This window comes from Vibrio sp. Y20_XG_PY13 (assembly GCF_024181925.1).
Lineage (GTDB): Bacteria > Pseudomonadota > Gammaproteobacteria > Enterobacterales > Vibrionaceae > Vibrio > Vibrio parahaemolyticus.
On the sequence record NZ_JAMZAL010000006.1, the window covers coordinates 38,788 to 53,807 of the forward strand.

13 protein-coding genes are annotated in these 15,020 nt (G+C 46.5%); 6 read left to right on the forward strand and 7 right to left on the reverse strand.

Translation table 11 applies throughout. The features are described from left to right. Nucleotides 1-90: 90 nt before the first annotated feature. Both NL646_RS15085 and glnA read right to left on the reverse strand, forming a co-directional pair. Nucleotides 91-672: a DUF4124 domain-containing protein gene (locus NL646_RS15085; protein WP_253664377.1), complete on the reverse strand. Its 582-nt coding sequence runs from the start codon at nt 670-672 to the stop codon at nt 91-93. A 198-nt stretch (nt 673-870) separates the two neighbouring features. Continuing rightward, a complete protein-coding gene (gene glnA / locus NL646_RS15090; protein WP_005456818.1) occupies nt 871-2,280 on the reverse strand; it encodes a glutamate--ammonia ligase in 1,410 nt (469 codons plus the stop codon). A 529-nt stretch (nt 2,281-2,809) separates the two neighbouring features. Here glnA and typA point away from each other — a divergent pair. Further along, nucleotides 2,810-4,639 (forward strand): translational GTPase TypA, encoded by a 1,830-nt coding sequence (gene typA / locus NL646_RS15095; RefSeq protein WP_005456840.1) that lies wholly within the window; start codon nt 2,810-2,812, stop codon nt 4,637-4,639. A 72-nt stretch (nt 4,640-4,711) separates the two neighbouring features. Continuing rightward, entirely contained in the window at nt 4,712-5,254 is a 543-nt protein-coding gene (locus NL646_RS15100; RefSeq protein WP_253664378.1) for an AAA family ATPase, read from the forward strand. A 31-nt stretch (nt 5,255-5,285) separates the two neighbouring features. Here the strand turns inward: NL646_RS15100 and NL646_RS15105 are convergent, their stop codons facing one another. Next, a complete protein-coding gene (locus NL646_RS15105) occupies nt 5,286-5,927 on the reverse strand; it encodes a DUF2959 domain-containing protein (RefSeq protein ID WP_005456820.1) in 642 nt (213 codons plus the stop codon). Between the two features lie 34 nt (nt 5,928-5,961). On the opposite strand from NL646_RS15105, the gene NL646_RS15110 reads away from it, so the two are divergent. The 3 genes from NL646_RS15110 to NL646_RS15120 all read left to right on the forward strand — a co-directional run bounded on the left by NL646_RS15110 (nt 5,962) and on the right by NL646_RS15120 (nt 8,338). Continuing rightward, nucleotides 5,962-6,906, forward strand: a complete 945-nt coding sequence (locus NL646_RS15110; RefSeq protein ID WP_005456793.1) for a virulence factor BrkB family protein — start codon at nt 5,962-5,964, stop codon at nt 6,904-6,906. Further along, entirely contained in the window at nt 6,878-7,312 is a 435-nt protein-coding gene (gene dtd / locus NL646_RS15115) for a D-aminoacyl-tRNA deacylase (RefSeq protein WP_005478645.1), read from the forward strand. The genes NL646_RS15110 and dtd overlap by 29 nt, the downstream gene beginning before the upstream one ends. Before the next feature lie 108 nt (nt 7,313-7,420). Then, on the forward strand, nt 7,421-8,338 hold the full coding sequence (locus NL646_RS15120) for a bifunctional GNAT family N-acetyltransferase/hotdog fold thioesterase (protein ID WP_005456791.1): 918 nt from the start codon (nt 7,421-7,423) through the stop codon (nt 8,336-8,338). Here NL646_RS15120 and NL646_RS15125 read toward each other — a convergent pair. From NL646_RS15125 to hslR, 4 genes are all read right to left on the reverse strand, one after another. Next, nucleotides 8,324-10,378, reverse strand: a complete 2,055-nt coding sequence (locus tag NL646_RS15125) for an AsmA family protein (protein WP_031501208.1) — start codon at nt 10,376-10,378, stop codon at nt 8,324-8,326. The two genes, NL646_RS15120 and NL646_RS15125, sit on opposite strands and share 15 nt — an antisense overlap. A 195-nt stretch (nt 10,379-10,573) precedes the next feature. Continuing rightward, on the reverse strand, nt 10,574-12,202 hold the full coding sequence (gene pckA / locus NL646_RS15130; protein ID WP_005478630.1) for a phosphoenolpyruvate carboxykinase (ATP): 1,629 nt from the start codon (nt 12,200-12,202) through the stop codon (nt 10,574-10,576). Nucleotides 12,203-12,538: 336 nt separating this feature from the next. Continuing rightward, complete coding sequence (hslO, locus tag NL646_RS15135) at nt 12,539-13,414, reverse strand: Hsp33 family molecular chaperone HslO (protein WP_005465326.1); 876 nt, start codon at nt 13,412-13,414, stop codon at nt 12,539-12,541. A gap of 31 nt (nt 13,415-13,445) precedes the next feature. Next, entirely contained in the window at nt 13,446-13,832 is a 387-nt protein-coding gene (gene hslR / locus NL646_RS15140; RefSeq protein ID WP_005465328.1) for a ribosome-associated heat shock protein Hsp15, read from the reverse strand. A gap of 255 nt (nt 13,833-14,087) precedes the next feature. Here hslR and gspC point away from each other — a divergent pair, with 255 nt between their 5' ends. Then, entirely contained in the window at nt 14,088-15,011 is a 924-nt protein-coding gene (gspC, locus tag NL646_RS15145; RefSeq protein WP_005465330.1) for a type II secretion system protein GspC, read from the forward strand. Nucleotides 15,012-15,020: the final 9 nt, after the last annotated feature.

Sequence of the window (15,020 nt, forward strand, 5' to 3'; positions counted from 1 at the left end):
ATGGTGCAATAGAACGTTAAGTATGGCGAAGAAAGCTCAGAAGAAAAAGTAAAAAGCCTCATTGTGATGCGACTTTTTTACTCCGATTTTCTATTTTGCCCCTTTTACGGTCGGCTTAACGCTTGCTCTATGTAAATGCACCGTTATAGGGCTAGTAGATGCAATAAGCTTGCCGCTTCGTTTAGCATGAACCGCGATAGTATGTGTGCCGCGATCGATGTTGTTTAATTGCCAAGTGAGCTGCGTTTGAGGTGCGCCATAAGGTTTCCCATCGAAGAACAGTTGCAGTTGTTCACCAATGCCCAGCTTGCGATTGGCTTTCAATTGGATATTGATCAAGCCACGATTACTACGAATGGTTTCATTGTGTTGAGGTGTGAGCATCGCCAGTTGCAAAGGTTGAGGCTTATCCGTTTTCTTTTCGGGTTCTTCTTCTGGCTCGGGGGCTGCTTTGGCTTGTGGCGCAAGTGATTCCGTGCTCTCGACTTCTGGTGCTGGTGCACTGGCTTCAAGATTGGGCAATGCGATGGTCTTCGCGCCTTGGTTTGGGGTGTCACTGAAGTGCACTACGCCGTTTTCGTCTACCCAAGTATAAGCGACCTGAGCCGAGGCTACAGAGGCCAGTAGCGTGCAGCTGAGTATACATAGCGATGGAATAAGCTGAACTTTCATGGCTCACCTTCTTTTGATCGATGATTTCACGTTTCAATGGCTTAGGCCTTTGACCTACAAGGTAAAAATAGCCCAAGCGTATTTTTATTATCCCCTCATGTTAAACGGCGAATCTTGACTGACGAATACAAAAAAGGCCCGCCTGCGAGGCGAGCCTAATATTTTGTTACTGTGTTTACATTTTACACAGTTTGAACCTTATACAGAGTAGTAAAGTTCGAACTCAAGTGGGTGAGTTGCCATGTTGATGCGCTCAACGTCTTTTGACTTAAGTGCGATGTAAGAATCGATAAAGTCGTCAGAGAATACGCCGCCCGCTGTTAAGAACTCACGGTCTTCGTTTAGTGCATTTAGAGCCACTTCTAGAGACTCAGCCACTTTAGGAATCTCAGCTGCTTCTTCTGCTGGTAGATCGTAAAGGTCTTTGTCCATCGCTTCGCCTGGGTGGATCTTGTTCTTGATACCGTCAAGACCAGCCATCAGTAGACAAGCAAACGCTAGGTATGGGTTTGCTGCTGGATCTGGGAAGCGAGCTTCGATACGACGTGCTTTCGGGCTTGGTACCACTGGGATACGGATAGAAGCTGAACGGTTACGTGCAGAGTAAGCAAGCATAACTGGTGCTTCAAATCCAGGTACAAGACGCTTGTACGAGTTTGTTGATGGGTTAGCAAACGCGTTGATTGCACGAGCGTGCTTGATGATACCGCCGATGTAGTAAAGCGCTGTTTCAGATAGACCGCCGTACTTGTCGCCAGCAAACAGGTTAACACCGTCTTTTGCTAGAGATTGGTGAACGTGCATGCCAGAGCCGTTATCGCCAACGAGTGGTTTAGGCATGAATGTCGCTGTTTTACCAAATGCGTGAGCAACGTTATGTACTACGTATTTGTAAATTTGGATTTCGTCAGCTTTCGTTGTTAGCGTATTAAAACGAGTTGCGATTTCGTTTTGACCCGCAGTCGCCACTTCGTGGTGGTGCGCTTCAACAACTAGGCCCATTTCTTCCATGATTAGACACATTGCAGAGCGGATGTCTTGAGAAGAGTCAACAGGAGCTACTGGGAAGTAACCGCCTTTAACGCCTGGACGGTGACCTTTGTTACCGCCTTCGATGTCGCTGCCTGTGTTCCATGCTGCTTCGATGTCATCAATCTTGAAGAAAGAACCTGACATGTCGTTAGAGAACTTCACGTCATCGAATAGGAAGAATTCTGGCTCAGGGCCAACAAGCACTGTATCTGCGATACCTGTTGAGCGCATGTAGTCTTCAGCGCGTTTTGCGATAGAGCGTGGGTCACGGTCGTAACCTTGCATTGTTGCAGGTTCTAGGATGTCACAACGGATGTTTAATGTTGCATCTTCCGTGAATGGGTCAAGCACAGCTGAAGATGCGTCTGGCATCATTACCATGTCTGACTCGTTGATGCCTTTCCAGCCAGCAACTGATGAACCATCGAACATTTTACCTTCTTCGAAGAAGTCTGCATCGATTTGGTGAGCAGGAATCGAAATGTGCTGCTCTTTACCTTTTGTATCAGTGAAGCGTAGGTCAACAAACTTTACTTCGTTTTCTTGGATCAGCGATAGAACGTTTTCTACTGACATCTTGGATAACCTCCAGTGTTAATAAGCGGTAAAAGCTCGATTTATGAAATATTCATGAACCCGGCATTGATTAATCTTTTTGACTTTTCATTAATCGATGCTGTGTTTACTAAAGCCAAAACCGTGCCAAAAAAAATATTCCATTAATTTCAATGAATTGTGTTTTTAGATGCTAGTTTGGTGCAAATGCTTGCACCAAAATGATCTACGCTTGCACTAAAGTGGTGCGCATTAAGATTGTTGCACCACAATGTGACAACAGCATTGCTTATTCAGCCCAGTTTCTGAGCAAGAGTCAATTTGTATTGTGCAACGATTGGAATAAAGTTGTGTTTTATCAATTCGTTCAGCGGAAGAAAGTGGGCATTAAGCGTAAAATTCACAGAAATGCTCGGGAGTAGATCACATATTTCTAGGCTTTTTGCTAAAATCTGGTACATTATGGCCGTTTTTTTAATCAGCAAATGTCACCAGAGAGCACCCGTTCTCAGCGTGGGGGCATTTCATCTATCTAAGTGAATCAATATCCATGGCTACTCCACAGATTGATAAATTAAGAAATATCGCGATTATCGCGCACGTTGACCACGGTAAAACAACGTTGGTTGACAAGCTGCTACAACAATCAGGCACGCTAGAGTCTCGCGGTGAAGCTGAAGAGCGAGTCATGGACTCGAACGACATCGAGAAAGAGCGCGGTATTACAATCCTTGCTAAAAACACAGCAATTAACTGGAACGATTACCGTATCAACATCGTAGATACTCCGGGACACGCGGACTTCGGTGGTGAAGTAGAACGTATCATGTCGATGGTAGACTCTGTACTACTTATCGTTGACGCGGTTGACGGCCCAATGCCACAAACGCGCTTCGTAACGCAAAAAGCATTTGCGCACGGTCTTAAGCCAATCGTTGTAATCAACAAGATTGACCGCCCAGGCGCTCGTCCTGATTGGGTTATGGACCAAGTGTTCGACCTATTCGACAACCTAGGTGCAACTGATGACCAGCTAGACTTTAAAGTGGTTTACGCATCAGCACTTAACGGTTGGGCTTCTCTAGAAGAAGGCGAAACTGGCGAGAACATGGAACCACTATTCCAAACTATCGTTGACGTTGTTGACGCACCAAATGTTGACCTTGATGGTCCACTACAGATGCAAGTTTCTCAGCTAGACTACAGCTCTTACGTTGGTGTTATCGGTGTTGCTCGTGTAACTCGTGGTAGCGTTAAAGCAAACCAACAAGTAACCATTATTGGTGCTGACGGTAAAACTCGTAACGGTAAAGTTGGCACAGTAATGGGCTACCTAGGCCTAGAGCGTCACGAAGTTGAGCAAGCTAACGCAGGTGATATCATTGCGATCACTGGTCTTGGCGAGCTAAAAATCTCTGACACTATCTGTGCACAAAACGCAGTAGAAGCACTACCTGCACTGTCTGTTGATGAACCGACAGTAACGATGACGTTCCAAGTAAACACGTCTCCATTCGCTGGTAAAGAAGGTAAGTTCGTAACTTCACGTAACATCCTTGAGCGTCTAGAGAAAGAATTGGTACACAACGTTGCACTACGCGTTGAGCAAACAGACGATCCAGACAAATTCCGCGTATCAGGCCGTGGTGAACTTCACCTATCTATCCTGATCGAAAACATGCGTCGTGAAGGCTTCGAGCTAGCAGTATCTCGTCCAGAAGTAATCATCAAAGAAGAAGATGGTCAGCTAATGGAACCGTTCGAAACCGTAACTATCGACGTTATGGAAGAGCACCAAGGCGGTATCATGGAGAACATCGGCCTACGTAAAGGTGAGCTAAAAGATATGGCTCCAGACGGCAAAGGCCGTGTACGTATGGACTTCATCATGCCATCTCGTGGTCTGATCGGTTTCCAAACGGAATTCATGACACTAACTTCTGGTTCTGGTCTTCTTTACCATACGTTCGATCATTACGGCCCTCACAAAGGCGGTAACATCGGTCAACGTGTTAACGGTGTACTTATCGCGAACGCAGCTGGTAAAGCACTAACGAACGCATTGTTCAACCTTCAAGAGCGTGGTCGTCTATTCATCGGTCACGGTGTAGAAGTTTACGAAGGCATGGTTATCGGTATTCACAGCCGCGACAATGACCTAACAGTAAACGCACTGAAAGGTAAGCAGCTAACCAACGTTCGTGCATCTGGTACAGATGACGCACAGGTTCTTACTCCGCCAATCGTTATGACTCTAGAACAAGCTCTAGAATTCATCGATGACGACGAACTAGTAGAAGTAACACCTGAAAGCATCCGTATCCGTAAGAAATTCCTAACGGAAAGCGACCGTAAGCGTGCTTCACGTTCAGCAAAATAATTTGCTGTAGCGGATTAGCTTAAATACAAGCCCCGAGTTAAGCTCGGGGCTTGTTGTTTTTAGGGAGATAACATGAAGCCGATTGTGATTACCGGTGGTCCAGGAGCGGGCAAAACAACGTTACTCAACGCGTTAGGCAAACAAGGCTACGCCACGTTTGCTGAAGGCTCACGCTCGTTGATAGAGCAGCAAAGTGCGTTGGACAATGGCATTTTGCCGTGGACCAATCTGCCTGAGTTTGCCAAATTGTGTCTTAACCTAATGAGTGAGCAAAAGCGTGAAGCGTTGAATACTAACGTGGCTTTTGTAGATCGCGCGATTCCAGATATTGTTGCTTATCTGCTAGTCGGTGGTTGTCACATTGACCAAGCTTTCTTAACTGAAAGTGCTGGGTACCATAGTCAGGTGCTTACTTGTCGACCTGAAGAATCTATTTACGTACAAGATGAAGTACGTCCGCACAGCTTTGAAGAAGCGCTGAAAATCCATCAAACCCTAATCAATACTTATGTTGAGCTCGGATATCAAGTGGTGGAAGTGCCATGGGGCAGTGTTGAAGATCGCGTGGGTTTTGTTCGAAGAGTAATAGGCTTAGTCGGCGAGGTAGCAGACTAAAACCTCCTCGCGAGGAGGAGGCTTGAATGATTTACTTTTGATTAAGCTTTTGCAGGAACTTATCCGATTCAGCGATCGCTTCGTTCATTTGTTTGATGGCAAATTGAATGTCTTTCTCTAAGCTAGAGAACTCGCCTTGCAAAGAACCAATCGCACTCGCGTTGAGGTTGTGTTTTAGATACAGCGTGTTATCACGCAGTGTGTTCAGCACAGGCGTCATCTTTTTCTCTGCACGCTTCATTGCGCTGAGCATGGTTTTATAAGAGGCTTTGGTTTCACGCAGTTTTTGTTCGCTTGAGCGGCGCAGTTTCGCACTGGTGTACAAGTCTAACTCGCCTTGCCATTCTTCAAACAGTGCATCAGAGACATCTTCGATTGCAGCAATACGGTCACGCACATCTTGAGCGGCTTTTTCGCTGTCTTCGTATTTGTCATTGATGTTGTTGTAAACGCTTTCTAATTCACCACCGTCAAAATTGGTTAGTGCTGATAAGGCTTCAAGTGCGCTAGTGAATTCTTCTTGTGCTTCTTGTTGTGATTCTTTGGCATCTTCCACTCGGTCAACCATAATATCTCGTTTATGGTAGCCCACTTGCTCCATCGCAGAGTAATACGCAGATTGACACCCTGTTAAAGTGAAAATTGATAGTACAATTGCTAATAAATAAGGCATTCTTATGTCCTCGACGCTAATTATGGGATGAACTATGAACCAGTTATCAGAGAGTTACAAGGCGAGATTGAGCAATCTACTGCCAAGTTGCGTCGCGTTTTTTAAGTATCTTCTTAAGCGTTTGACGCATGATCGCGTTAATGTAAATGCTGGCTACCTTGCCTATATCACCTTGCTATCCATCGTGCCAATGTTAACGGTACTGTTATCAATATTGTCGAAGTTCCCTGTTTTCGCGAACGTTGGCGAAGTGCTGCAAGGCTACATCATCGAAAACTTTGTACCGGCATCTGGTGAGGCGGTGCACACTGCACTGCAAGAGTTTGTGGCGAACACTGGCAAAATGAGTGCCGTCGGTGGTGGCTTCTTGTTTATTGCTGCGCTGATGCTGATCTCCAACATCGATAAAAATCTAAATTACATCTGGCGAGTCAAAGACAAGCGCCGTTTGGTGTTCTCATTTTCGATGTATTGGATGGTATTAACGCTGGGGCCGATTTTAGTCGGCGCGAGTATTGCAGCAACGTCTTATGTCACGTCGTTACAAATCTTAGAAAATGAAACGCTGTCTGGCGCCTTCAATTTGTTCTTACGCTGGTTGCCGCTCTTGCTGTCATTTTTTGCATTTTTAGGTTTGTACATTCTGGTGCCAAACAAAAAAGTGCATTTAGCGCATGGTGCTGTAGGCGCCGCCGTTGCGGCGATACTGTTTGAATTAAGTAAGAAAGGCTTTGCCCTCTATATCACTCAGTTCCCGTCTTACCAGCTGATTTATGGCGCTTTAGCCGCAATTCCTATCTTGTTTGTCTGGGTTTACTTGTGCTGGATGATCGTCTTGCTGGGGGCAGAAGTCACCGCAGCATTGGGTGAGCAAGAGCACTGGAGTGAAGATCTAGACATGATACACTCGTCGGCTGAATCTCAGTTAGCAAATGAAGGAAGCGAGAGTAGTGATAGCGCTAATTCAACGAGTCAGTGAAGCGGCCGTTCGTGTAGACGGTGAAGTGGTTGGAGAAATCGATACAGGTCTTCTTGTCCTACTTGGTGTTGAGAAGGACGACGATGAAGCCAAAGCAAAACGTTTGATGGAACGTGTGACCACCTACCGAGTCTTTGAAGACGACGAAGGAAAAATGAACCTCAACGTCAAACAAGTGAACGGTAAGGTTTTGGTGGTGTCTCAATTTACATTACCGGCAGATACCAAGAAAGGCACACGTGCAGGCTTTTCTCGTGGTGCGCATCCAGCCGACGCTGAACGTCTGTATGACTACTTTTCTGACTTGTGTGAGCAGGAATTGCCAACCGAGCGTGGTCGCTTCGCGGCCGATATGAAAGTGTCATTAATTAATGACGGCCCAGTGACTTTTTGGCTACAGGTCTAATCTGGCGTGGATACACCCATGGTCTAAGCTATATACCCAAGTGATTTGATTTTACTTGGGTATTTTCTCCCCAAGATTCTTACTGATTTGCACTTTCAAAGGATTGATATGTTCAAACTCATAACTCCAACAACCGAAAATCAGCTTAACAAGTACTATCAATTTCGTTGGCAAATGCTTCGAGAGCCATGGCGCATGCCAGTAGGCTCTGAACGTGATGAATATGATGTGGTGAGCCATCACCGCATGATTGTTGATAGCCGTGGCCGTCCAATGGCGATCGGACGTTTGTACATTACTCCGGATAACGATGGCCAAATCCGCTATATGGCGGTGAAAGGCAATCGTCGCAGCAAAGGCATGGGCTCACTGGTGTTGGTCGCGTTGGAATCGCTTGCGCGCCAAGAAGGTGCGAAACGTTTGGTATGTAATGCCCGTGAAGATGCGATTGCGTTTTATGAAAAAAACGGTTTTGAACGTCGTGGTGAGTTGACCGATGAACGCGGTCCGGTGCGTCACCAACAAATGGTTAAGCCGCTTGATCCGATGGCGAATGTGTTACGTCGCCCAGAATGGTGCACGGAATTGCAGCAGCGCTGGGAAGCGCAGATCCCAATTGCGGACAAAATGGGCATCAAAATCAACCAATACACCGGTTATCAGTTCGAATGCAGTGCCCAGCTCAATCCGAATTTGAACCCGCACAATACGATGTTTGCTGGTTCGGCATTTACGTTGGCAACGCTGACGGGATGGGGAATGACCTGGTTACTGCTCAAAGAGCGCGGTTTGCATGGCGATATTGTTCTGGCAGACAGCTCGATTCGTTATCGTCATCCGGTGGAGCAAAATCCGGTGGCGAGTACCTCGCTTGATGGTATCAGTGGTGATTTGGATCGCTTGGCGTCAGGGCGCAAGGCGCGCATTGTCATCCATGTGGTGATTTACAGCGGCGATACGCCTGCGGTTGATTTCGTTGGCACGTACATGTTGTTGCCCAACTATTCGCAGCTACTCAGTTGCTAGTTCTTCTTCGGCTACGACCTCGTTCGTAGCCGGCTCTAACTCTTCTGTTATCTCCTCAACCAGCTCTTCTTCTGGTTGCTCTAGATTCGCCTCTGCAATGCCATGAAAGCTCGATTCCTCCGGCTGAGCATCGTTCGTTGGTACGTTCGGCGTTAAGTGGTCTGGCTGTTGTGGTGAGTCGCAGTCATTACGTGATATTTCACCATCGAGCAGATCGCCTATGACCATGCCGCAGTGATCCTTGAGCTGGAATGTCAAACCGCTGAGTGGGTTGTTGGCCATGTCAAACTCGCCGCCAATCTGACCGGATATGACATTGCCGGAGATGGTTACAGGCTTGAGTGATACAGCGCCCCGCTGCGCGTGCACTCGAATAGGGGAAAACGTGATGCTCTTAAGCGACTTATCGGCTTGTGAACGTAGTGTCGTTTCTCGTAGGTTTGCTTCCACTTGCCCCGTTAAGCTGTACGCCAACATATTGTTGTCACCAGATAGACCTTGCAGGTCGAGGTTGAGGTCAGAAAATCCATCTACCGCGAATACATCTGGCAGGTATGGGTGAAGCAGTTTGAGTGGAATGCCATCCGCACTCAAATTAAGCGCCCAAGGTTGGCTTGCCGTACTTAAATCAAGTTGACCAAAGCCTTCAATGTAACCTTGTTCTAGTGGGGCAAACAGACGTGAGAGTTGCCACAACCCTTGTTCACTTTGTGTCGAAATCGCAGCATGAGAAGACAGAACTTGGTCGTAGCTCGCATTCACGACACTCGCGTCGAGACTGCCATGCCATACGCCCCAAAAACGGTGCTGGCGCTTTAACTTTAGCGCTTTTCCTTCGACGTTTAAGCCAGAGAGTTGCCAGAATGGTTCGTGCGCTAATTGGATTATCTGACTACGTTCAATATCAAGTTCTTGGATATCCACTTCTTGTAACGTGCTGGTGGCAGCCTTCCACCAATCCTTGTTGTCATCAGACTGGATAGCCCATTTCAATCCTTGAACAGAAGCCGTGTCGATTTGCCAGTGCGTCGGTTTGAATTGACCAGAAGCCTGCACGCGGCCTTGCTGCCAATCTAGGCTCAGTTCTTGGAGCTGGATATTCTCGGGCGTGAAAATGGCGTTCAAGCGTGGCTCTATTGCGGTTTGCTCTTGGAAACGAACACTGTCAGCTTGTAAAGACACTTTGGCAGTGGCATTCCATAGAGACGCAGGCAGTGAGGCATCTTCAATGGACAGTTCAAGGTTTTGCCAGTGCCATTCCCCCCATTCAATATCGGCGTTAAGCAAGTCGAGGCTATTGATGTGGTTAATGGTGAACGGCAATTCTTGCCACGGTTTAGAGAGTAAAGATTGTCGCTGTGCATTGGTGATTGTCAACTTATCAATCGTGACATTGACCAAAGACCAGCCTTGTGGATATTGCTCACCTTGCCCTGAGATTTGGCTATTGCGCCATTTAAAAGACGTGCCATAGAGGGTGCTGTTTTGGGCTTGATAATCCACATCAACCAGTATTTTTTGTATCGCCTCACTGTGCCAATACATTTGCTCTGCAGAGGCTTGAATAGCGCCGTAAGGCCATAATTGTTGAGCGTTTAGCCAAGTAGGATCTTGGATTTGGATACTCAATCCAGTTACGGAAAAGCGCGGACCCGCGTAATCAATATTTTTCAGCGCAATCTGGTGGAACTGGATCGACTCTAAGTTAGGCCGTGTCGGTATGCCTTTTTTTAGATTCACCCCATCGATCAGCAAGCTATCGATAATCCATTTTCCATCTCGTCGTATGTCAGGGTTCAGCCATACGTCGACTTGTTCAATATAAGGCAGTTGAGCATCTTGGGAGCGAACGTTTTGCAGCGAAAGGTGGTAAGGGAAATCGTAATGAACGCGCTCCGCTTGGATCGGTAAGCCAAGGTAGGGTGAAACCCATTGCCATGTAGAATTGGCGTATGAGGTGGTTAACAGCGCAATAATGGTCGCCGGAAAGGCAATCAATACCACCAGTAAGAGAATTAGAATTCGACGCGCTGTTTTCATCCCTGCCAGAACCTGTAAGTGAAGTGTCGGAAAACTGATGAGGTCAGTTATACAAATAACCCAGTTAGGCTTTAGCTTGTATCAATCTGGTGTGGGATTCAATAAAAAGCCCCTCAAAAGAGGGGCTTGAAGAGCATTTTTGTAACTAAGTCACTGTTGTCATCAAATCACAGGTCACTTAGTTTTGCTTCGGTATTAGTCCAGTTGAGGACCAGCCGCAACCAGTGCTTTACCTTCCGCGTTGTCTGTGTACTTATCAAAGTTATTGATAAAGCGCTCAGCCAAGTCTTTCGCTTTGCTTTCCCATTGTAGTGGGTCAACGTACGTGTCACGAGGGTCAAGGATGCTTGGATCCACACCTGGTAGTGAAGTCGGTACTTCAAGGTTGAAGATTGGGATGTGCTTAGTTGGCGCATCTTCAATCGAGCCATCTAGGATCGCATCAATGATGCCGCGTGTGTCTTGGATAGAGATACGTTTACCTGTGCCGTTCCAGCCGGTGTTCACTAGGTATGCTTCTGCACCTGCGGCTTCCATACGTTTTACCAGTACTTCTGCGTATTTAGTTGGGTGAAGCGTTAGGAACGCTGCGCCAAAACATGCAGAGAATGTTGGTGTTGGCTCAGTAATGCCTCGCTCTGTGCCAGCCAGTTTTGCAGTAAAGCCAGATAGGAAGTGGTATTTGGTTTGCTCTGGAGTCAACTTAGACACTGGCGGTAGCACGCCAAATGCGTCTGCCGATAGGAAGATCACTTTGTTTGCGTGACCGCCTTTTGATACTGGCTTAACGATGTTTTCGATGTGGTAGATAGGGTAAGAAACACGTGTGTTTTCTGTCTTAGAACCGTCATCAAAATCGATAGAGCCGTCGCTACGAACTGTTACGTTTTCTAGCAGCGCATCGCGGCGGATCGCGTTGTAGATGTCTGGCTCCGCTTCTTTCGATAGCTTGATGGTTTTTGCGTAACAACCGCCTTCGAAGTTGAAGACACCATCGTCATCCCAGCCGTGCTCATCATCACCAATTAGAGCGCGTTTAGGGTCGGTAGAGAGTGTTGTTTTACCTGTACCAGATAGGCCGAAGAATACTGCTACGTCGCCGTCTTTGCCCATGTTGGCACTACAGTGCATCGAAGCGATGTCTTTCAGAGGAAGGAAGTAGTTCATCATCGCGAACATACCTTTCTTCATCTCGCCGCCGTACCAGGTACCACCGATCAGTTGTGTACGCTCAGTAAGGTTGAAGACCGTGAAGTTTTCAGAGTTCAGACCTTGCTCTTCCCATTTCGGGTTGGTGCATTTCGCGCCGTTCATTACTACGAAGTCAGGTTCAAACGTTGCAAGTTCTTCTTCGGTAGGACGAATGAACATGTTTTTTACGAAGTGTGCTTGCCATGCAACTTCTGTTATCACACGAATGCTCAAGCGAGTATCTGGGTTAGCACCACAGTAACCGTCAACGACAAATAGGCGTTTGCCAGACAACTGGTTAGTCACCAACTCTTTTAGGTCGTTCCACACTTCCTGAGTGATTGGTTTGTTGTCATTTTTTACGGTGTCAGAAGTCCACCACATGTGTTCTTCTGTCGTCGCATCTTTAACGATGTATTTATCTTTTGGTGAGCGACCAGTAAAGATGCCTGTATCAACAGCAACCGCACCTAATTCAGTAACCACACCGCGTTCGTAACCAGTTAGGTCAGCGCGCGTTTCTTCCTCAAACAGCAATTCGTAGCTTGGGTTGCGAACAACCTCTTTAACGTTATGCAGTCCGTGTTTGGTTAGATCAAGTGTTGCAGCCTTTGTATGTTCCATAACGGTCATAGGTGCTCCTTATAAGGATTTTTGTAGGGATTTTGTAAGAATGTTTTAATTTTTATCTGCTCACCATGCTAGCAACGGGGCGGGGAGAAAACAGGGAGATAGTTCAAAAATTGCCCATGATTTCATTAAGGTTTTAGGTAACCCGTCACATATTGGTGCGAATAGTTTATCGTGCGCGCAATCCTTTGCGCTAGGGCAAAACGATTATTAATTACTTAAAATTAAGCAGTTGTTTTATTACGTGGAAAGCTAGGTGTTACGGGGGATAGATCACAAAAAGGCCAGCATAGTGCTGGCCTTTTGTGGGTAAATTACGTGCTTGATAAGCTATAAAAATTAATGCAGCGTTTTATTGCCGCCTGAAGCTTGCGTATACAGTTCGGTAACTTCAGTTTCATCGAACGTATATGTTGTGCCACAGTAATCACAGTGTAAAGAAACCGATCCTACTTCAGCCAAAATGTCGTAAATTTCAGCTTTCTCAACGGTAATGATTGCCGCGCCGCTGCGCTCACGTGAACAGCCACAGTGGAACGCTACTGGTTGAGGTTCATACACGCGTACTTTGTCTTGGTTGTATAGACGGTATAGTAGATCGTTCGCTTCTAGGCCAAACAGTTCTTCGTCTTTTACGGTGTTAGTCAGTTGCTCTAGGTGCTCGAAGTCATCTGGAGAACCAGTGCCATCAGGAATAACCTGAATAAGCATACCCGCCGCGTGCGGTTTACCTTCGAATTCGCCAGTGCGGATCCAAAGACGCGTTTTTAGCTGCTCAGAGTTAGCGAAGTAACCTTCTAACACTTCCGTCAGGTTTTCACCTTCTAGACCAACCACACCTTGGTAGCGCTCGCCTTTTTTCGGCTCGATAGTGATAACTAGGTAACCTTTACCCATCATTTCGTGCAGGCTAGCGTCATCAGCGATGTCACCTTCCCAGCGCGCCACGCCACGAACTTGTTGGTTGTGGTCGCCATTGATTACTGCAAGAGAAACTGGGCCGTCACCTTGAAGTTGGATTGTGATTGAGCCTTCGAATTTAAGAGTTGCAGTCAAAAGAGTCGTTGAAACGAGTAGCTCACCCAACAGTTTTTGTACTGCTGCCGGATATTCCTTGCTGGAGATAATACGTTGGTACGCTTCATCCAATTGTACCAACTCGCCACGCACTGAAAGATCTTCGAATAGGTAGCGGTTTAAAACATTATTTGCCATGGAGTGCTTTCCTCGTCGGTAATTCCGGCTTTTATTGGTGTTTGAACTTAATGATGTCTCGGCGCTGCTTTTTATCTGGGCGGCGTTCCGGACTAGGGTTGTGGGCGTTAAGCTTGCGTTGTGTCGCGTGTTCCTCACGTTTCGCTATACTTTCATTAGTTTCGCGATACAGGGTCTGTGCGACAGGGGCGCCTCGTCGTTGATCAGAAATCTTTTCGATAATCACGGTTTTTTCTTCGTTGCCTTGACGAAGTCTGATCTCAGCGCCCAATTCAACGATTTTACTCGGCTTGCTTCGTTGGCCATTATAGTGGACTTTACCACCATCGACCATATTACGAGCGATAGAGCGGGTTTTATAAAATCTTGCGGCCCATAGCCATTTATCTAGCCTAACGGCTTCATTTAGGGAACTCATAGAACACTACGCTATCTAATCACTGCCCGAATGTGGCAATGAGTGCTGGATTATTCACCTACAGATGGAGTCAAGGCGTATTTTTTTCAAGGGAGTTGGCAAAAACTGCATAAGAAAAAGGTATGAAAAGGAAGTTGTGATATAGTTCACTGCTCTTTGTTGAGTAATAATTTTATTGCAAATTTAGCAATTTAGAGTCGATAGTTATATTTTTATAGCCCAATTGACTAACGTTAGAATAAAGGAATCAATTCAGTGAAGCGTTTAGAGCTAAGTGCAGGATTATCAAGCAGACCGCTACTGGCTCAGATCAAGTCCAACCACCACGCAATTCAAGCGAAGCTCAGTTTGCTACTTACTTGCCTATTTATTGCGATAACTGGGTGGATACTCGGTAAAGTGGTGTGGTTAGCAATCCCTCAAACGTCTGATGTGCCAAAATGGAGGCCGTCGGCGGGTAACGTTATTGCCAGCAATAAATCGAATACGATTGATTTCAATGCCCTTCAAAGCGCCAACTTATTTGGCAAATACACCGAACAAAAGCCTGTGGTCGTTGAGCAACCTGTTGTGAAAGACGCCCCAAAAACACGCCTGAATCTTACCCTTGTTGGCGCCGTTGCTAGCAGCAATCCTCAAACCAGCTTAGCGGTGATCGCTAACCGTGGTAAGCAAGCGACCTACGGAATTAGCGAAGAAATTGAAGGTACGCGTGCCACACTAAAAGCGGTGTTGGTCGATCGCGTGATCATCGATAACGAAGGCCGAGATGAAACTCTAATGCTGGAAGGCGTTGAGTATAAAAAATTGTCAGAATCGCCGCAGGCTACTCGAGTGCAAGCTGCACAGAAAGAACCTGCGTCAGACGTGAGTGACAAACTAGAGCAAATCCGAGAGGAGATTGCGAAAGATCCACAGAGTGTTTTTAAATACATCACCATTTCTCCAGTGAAAAAAGACGACGCCATTATTGGCTACCGAGTTTCTCCGGGTCGTGATGCGGCGTTATTTAATGATGTGGGTCTAGAACCTGGTGATATTGCGGTGCAACTTAATGGGATCGATTTAAGTGATCCATCTTCTTCAGTACAACTGATGCAAGTGATGAGCGATCCGCAAGAACTGAATTTGACTGTTGAGCGAGATGGTCAGCAGTACGACATCTATATCCAATTGTAATACTTAGGC

What these genes read in the sequence shown, in the direction of transcription:
- NL646_RS15085 (WP_253664377.1), bottom strand. Translation starts at nt 672, where the DNA reads ATGAAAGTTCAGCTTATTCCATCGCTATGTATACTCAGCTGCACGCTA.
- glnA (WP_005456818.1), bottom strand. Translation starts at nt 2,280, where the DNA reads ATGTCAGTAGAAAACGTTCTATCGCTGATCCAAGAAAACGAAGTAAAG.
- typA (WP_005456840.1), top strand. Translation starts at nt 2,810, where the DNA reads ATGGCTACTCCACAGATTGATAAATTAAGAAATATCGCGATTATCGCG.
- NL646_RS15100 (WP_253664378.1), top strand. Translation starts at nt 4,712, where the DNA reads ATGAAGCCGATTGTGATTACCGGTGGTCCAGGAGCGGGCAAAACAACG.
- NL646_RS15105 (WP_005456820.1), bottom strand. Translation starts at nt 5,927, where the DNA reads ATGCCTTATTTATTAGCAATTGTACTATCAATTTTCACTTTAACAGGG.
- NL646_RS15110 (WP_005456793.1), top strand. Translation starts at nt 5,962, where the DNA reads ATGAACCAGTTATCAGAGAGTTACAAGGCGAGATTGAGCAATCTACTG.
- NL646_RS15120 (WP_005456791.1), top strand. Translation starts at nt 7,421, where the DNA reads ATGTTCAAACTCATAACTCCAACAACCGAAAATCAGCTTAACAAGTAC.
- NL646_RS15125 (WP_031501208.1), bottom strand. Translation starts at nt 10,378, where the DNA reads ATGAAAACAGCGCGTCGAATTCTAATTCTCTTACTGGTGGTATTGATT.
- pckA (WP_005478630.1), bottom strand. Translation starts at nt 12,202, where the DNA reads ATGACCGTTATGGAACATACAAAGGCTGCAACACTTGATCTAACCAAA.
- hslO (WP_005465326.1), bottom strand. Translation starts at nt 13,414, where the DNA reads ATGGCAAATAATGTTTTAAACCGCTACCTATTCGAAGATCTTTCAGTG.
- hslR (WP_005465328.1), bottom strand. Translation starts at nt 13,832, where the DNA reads ATGAGTTCCCTAAATGAAGCCGTTAGGCTAGATAAATGGCTATGGGCC.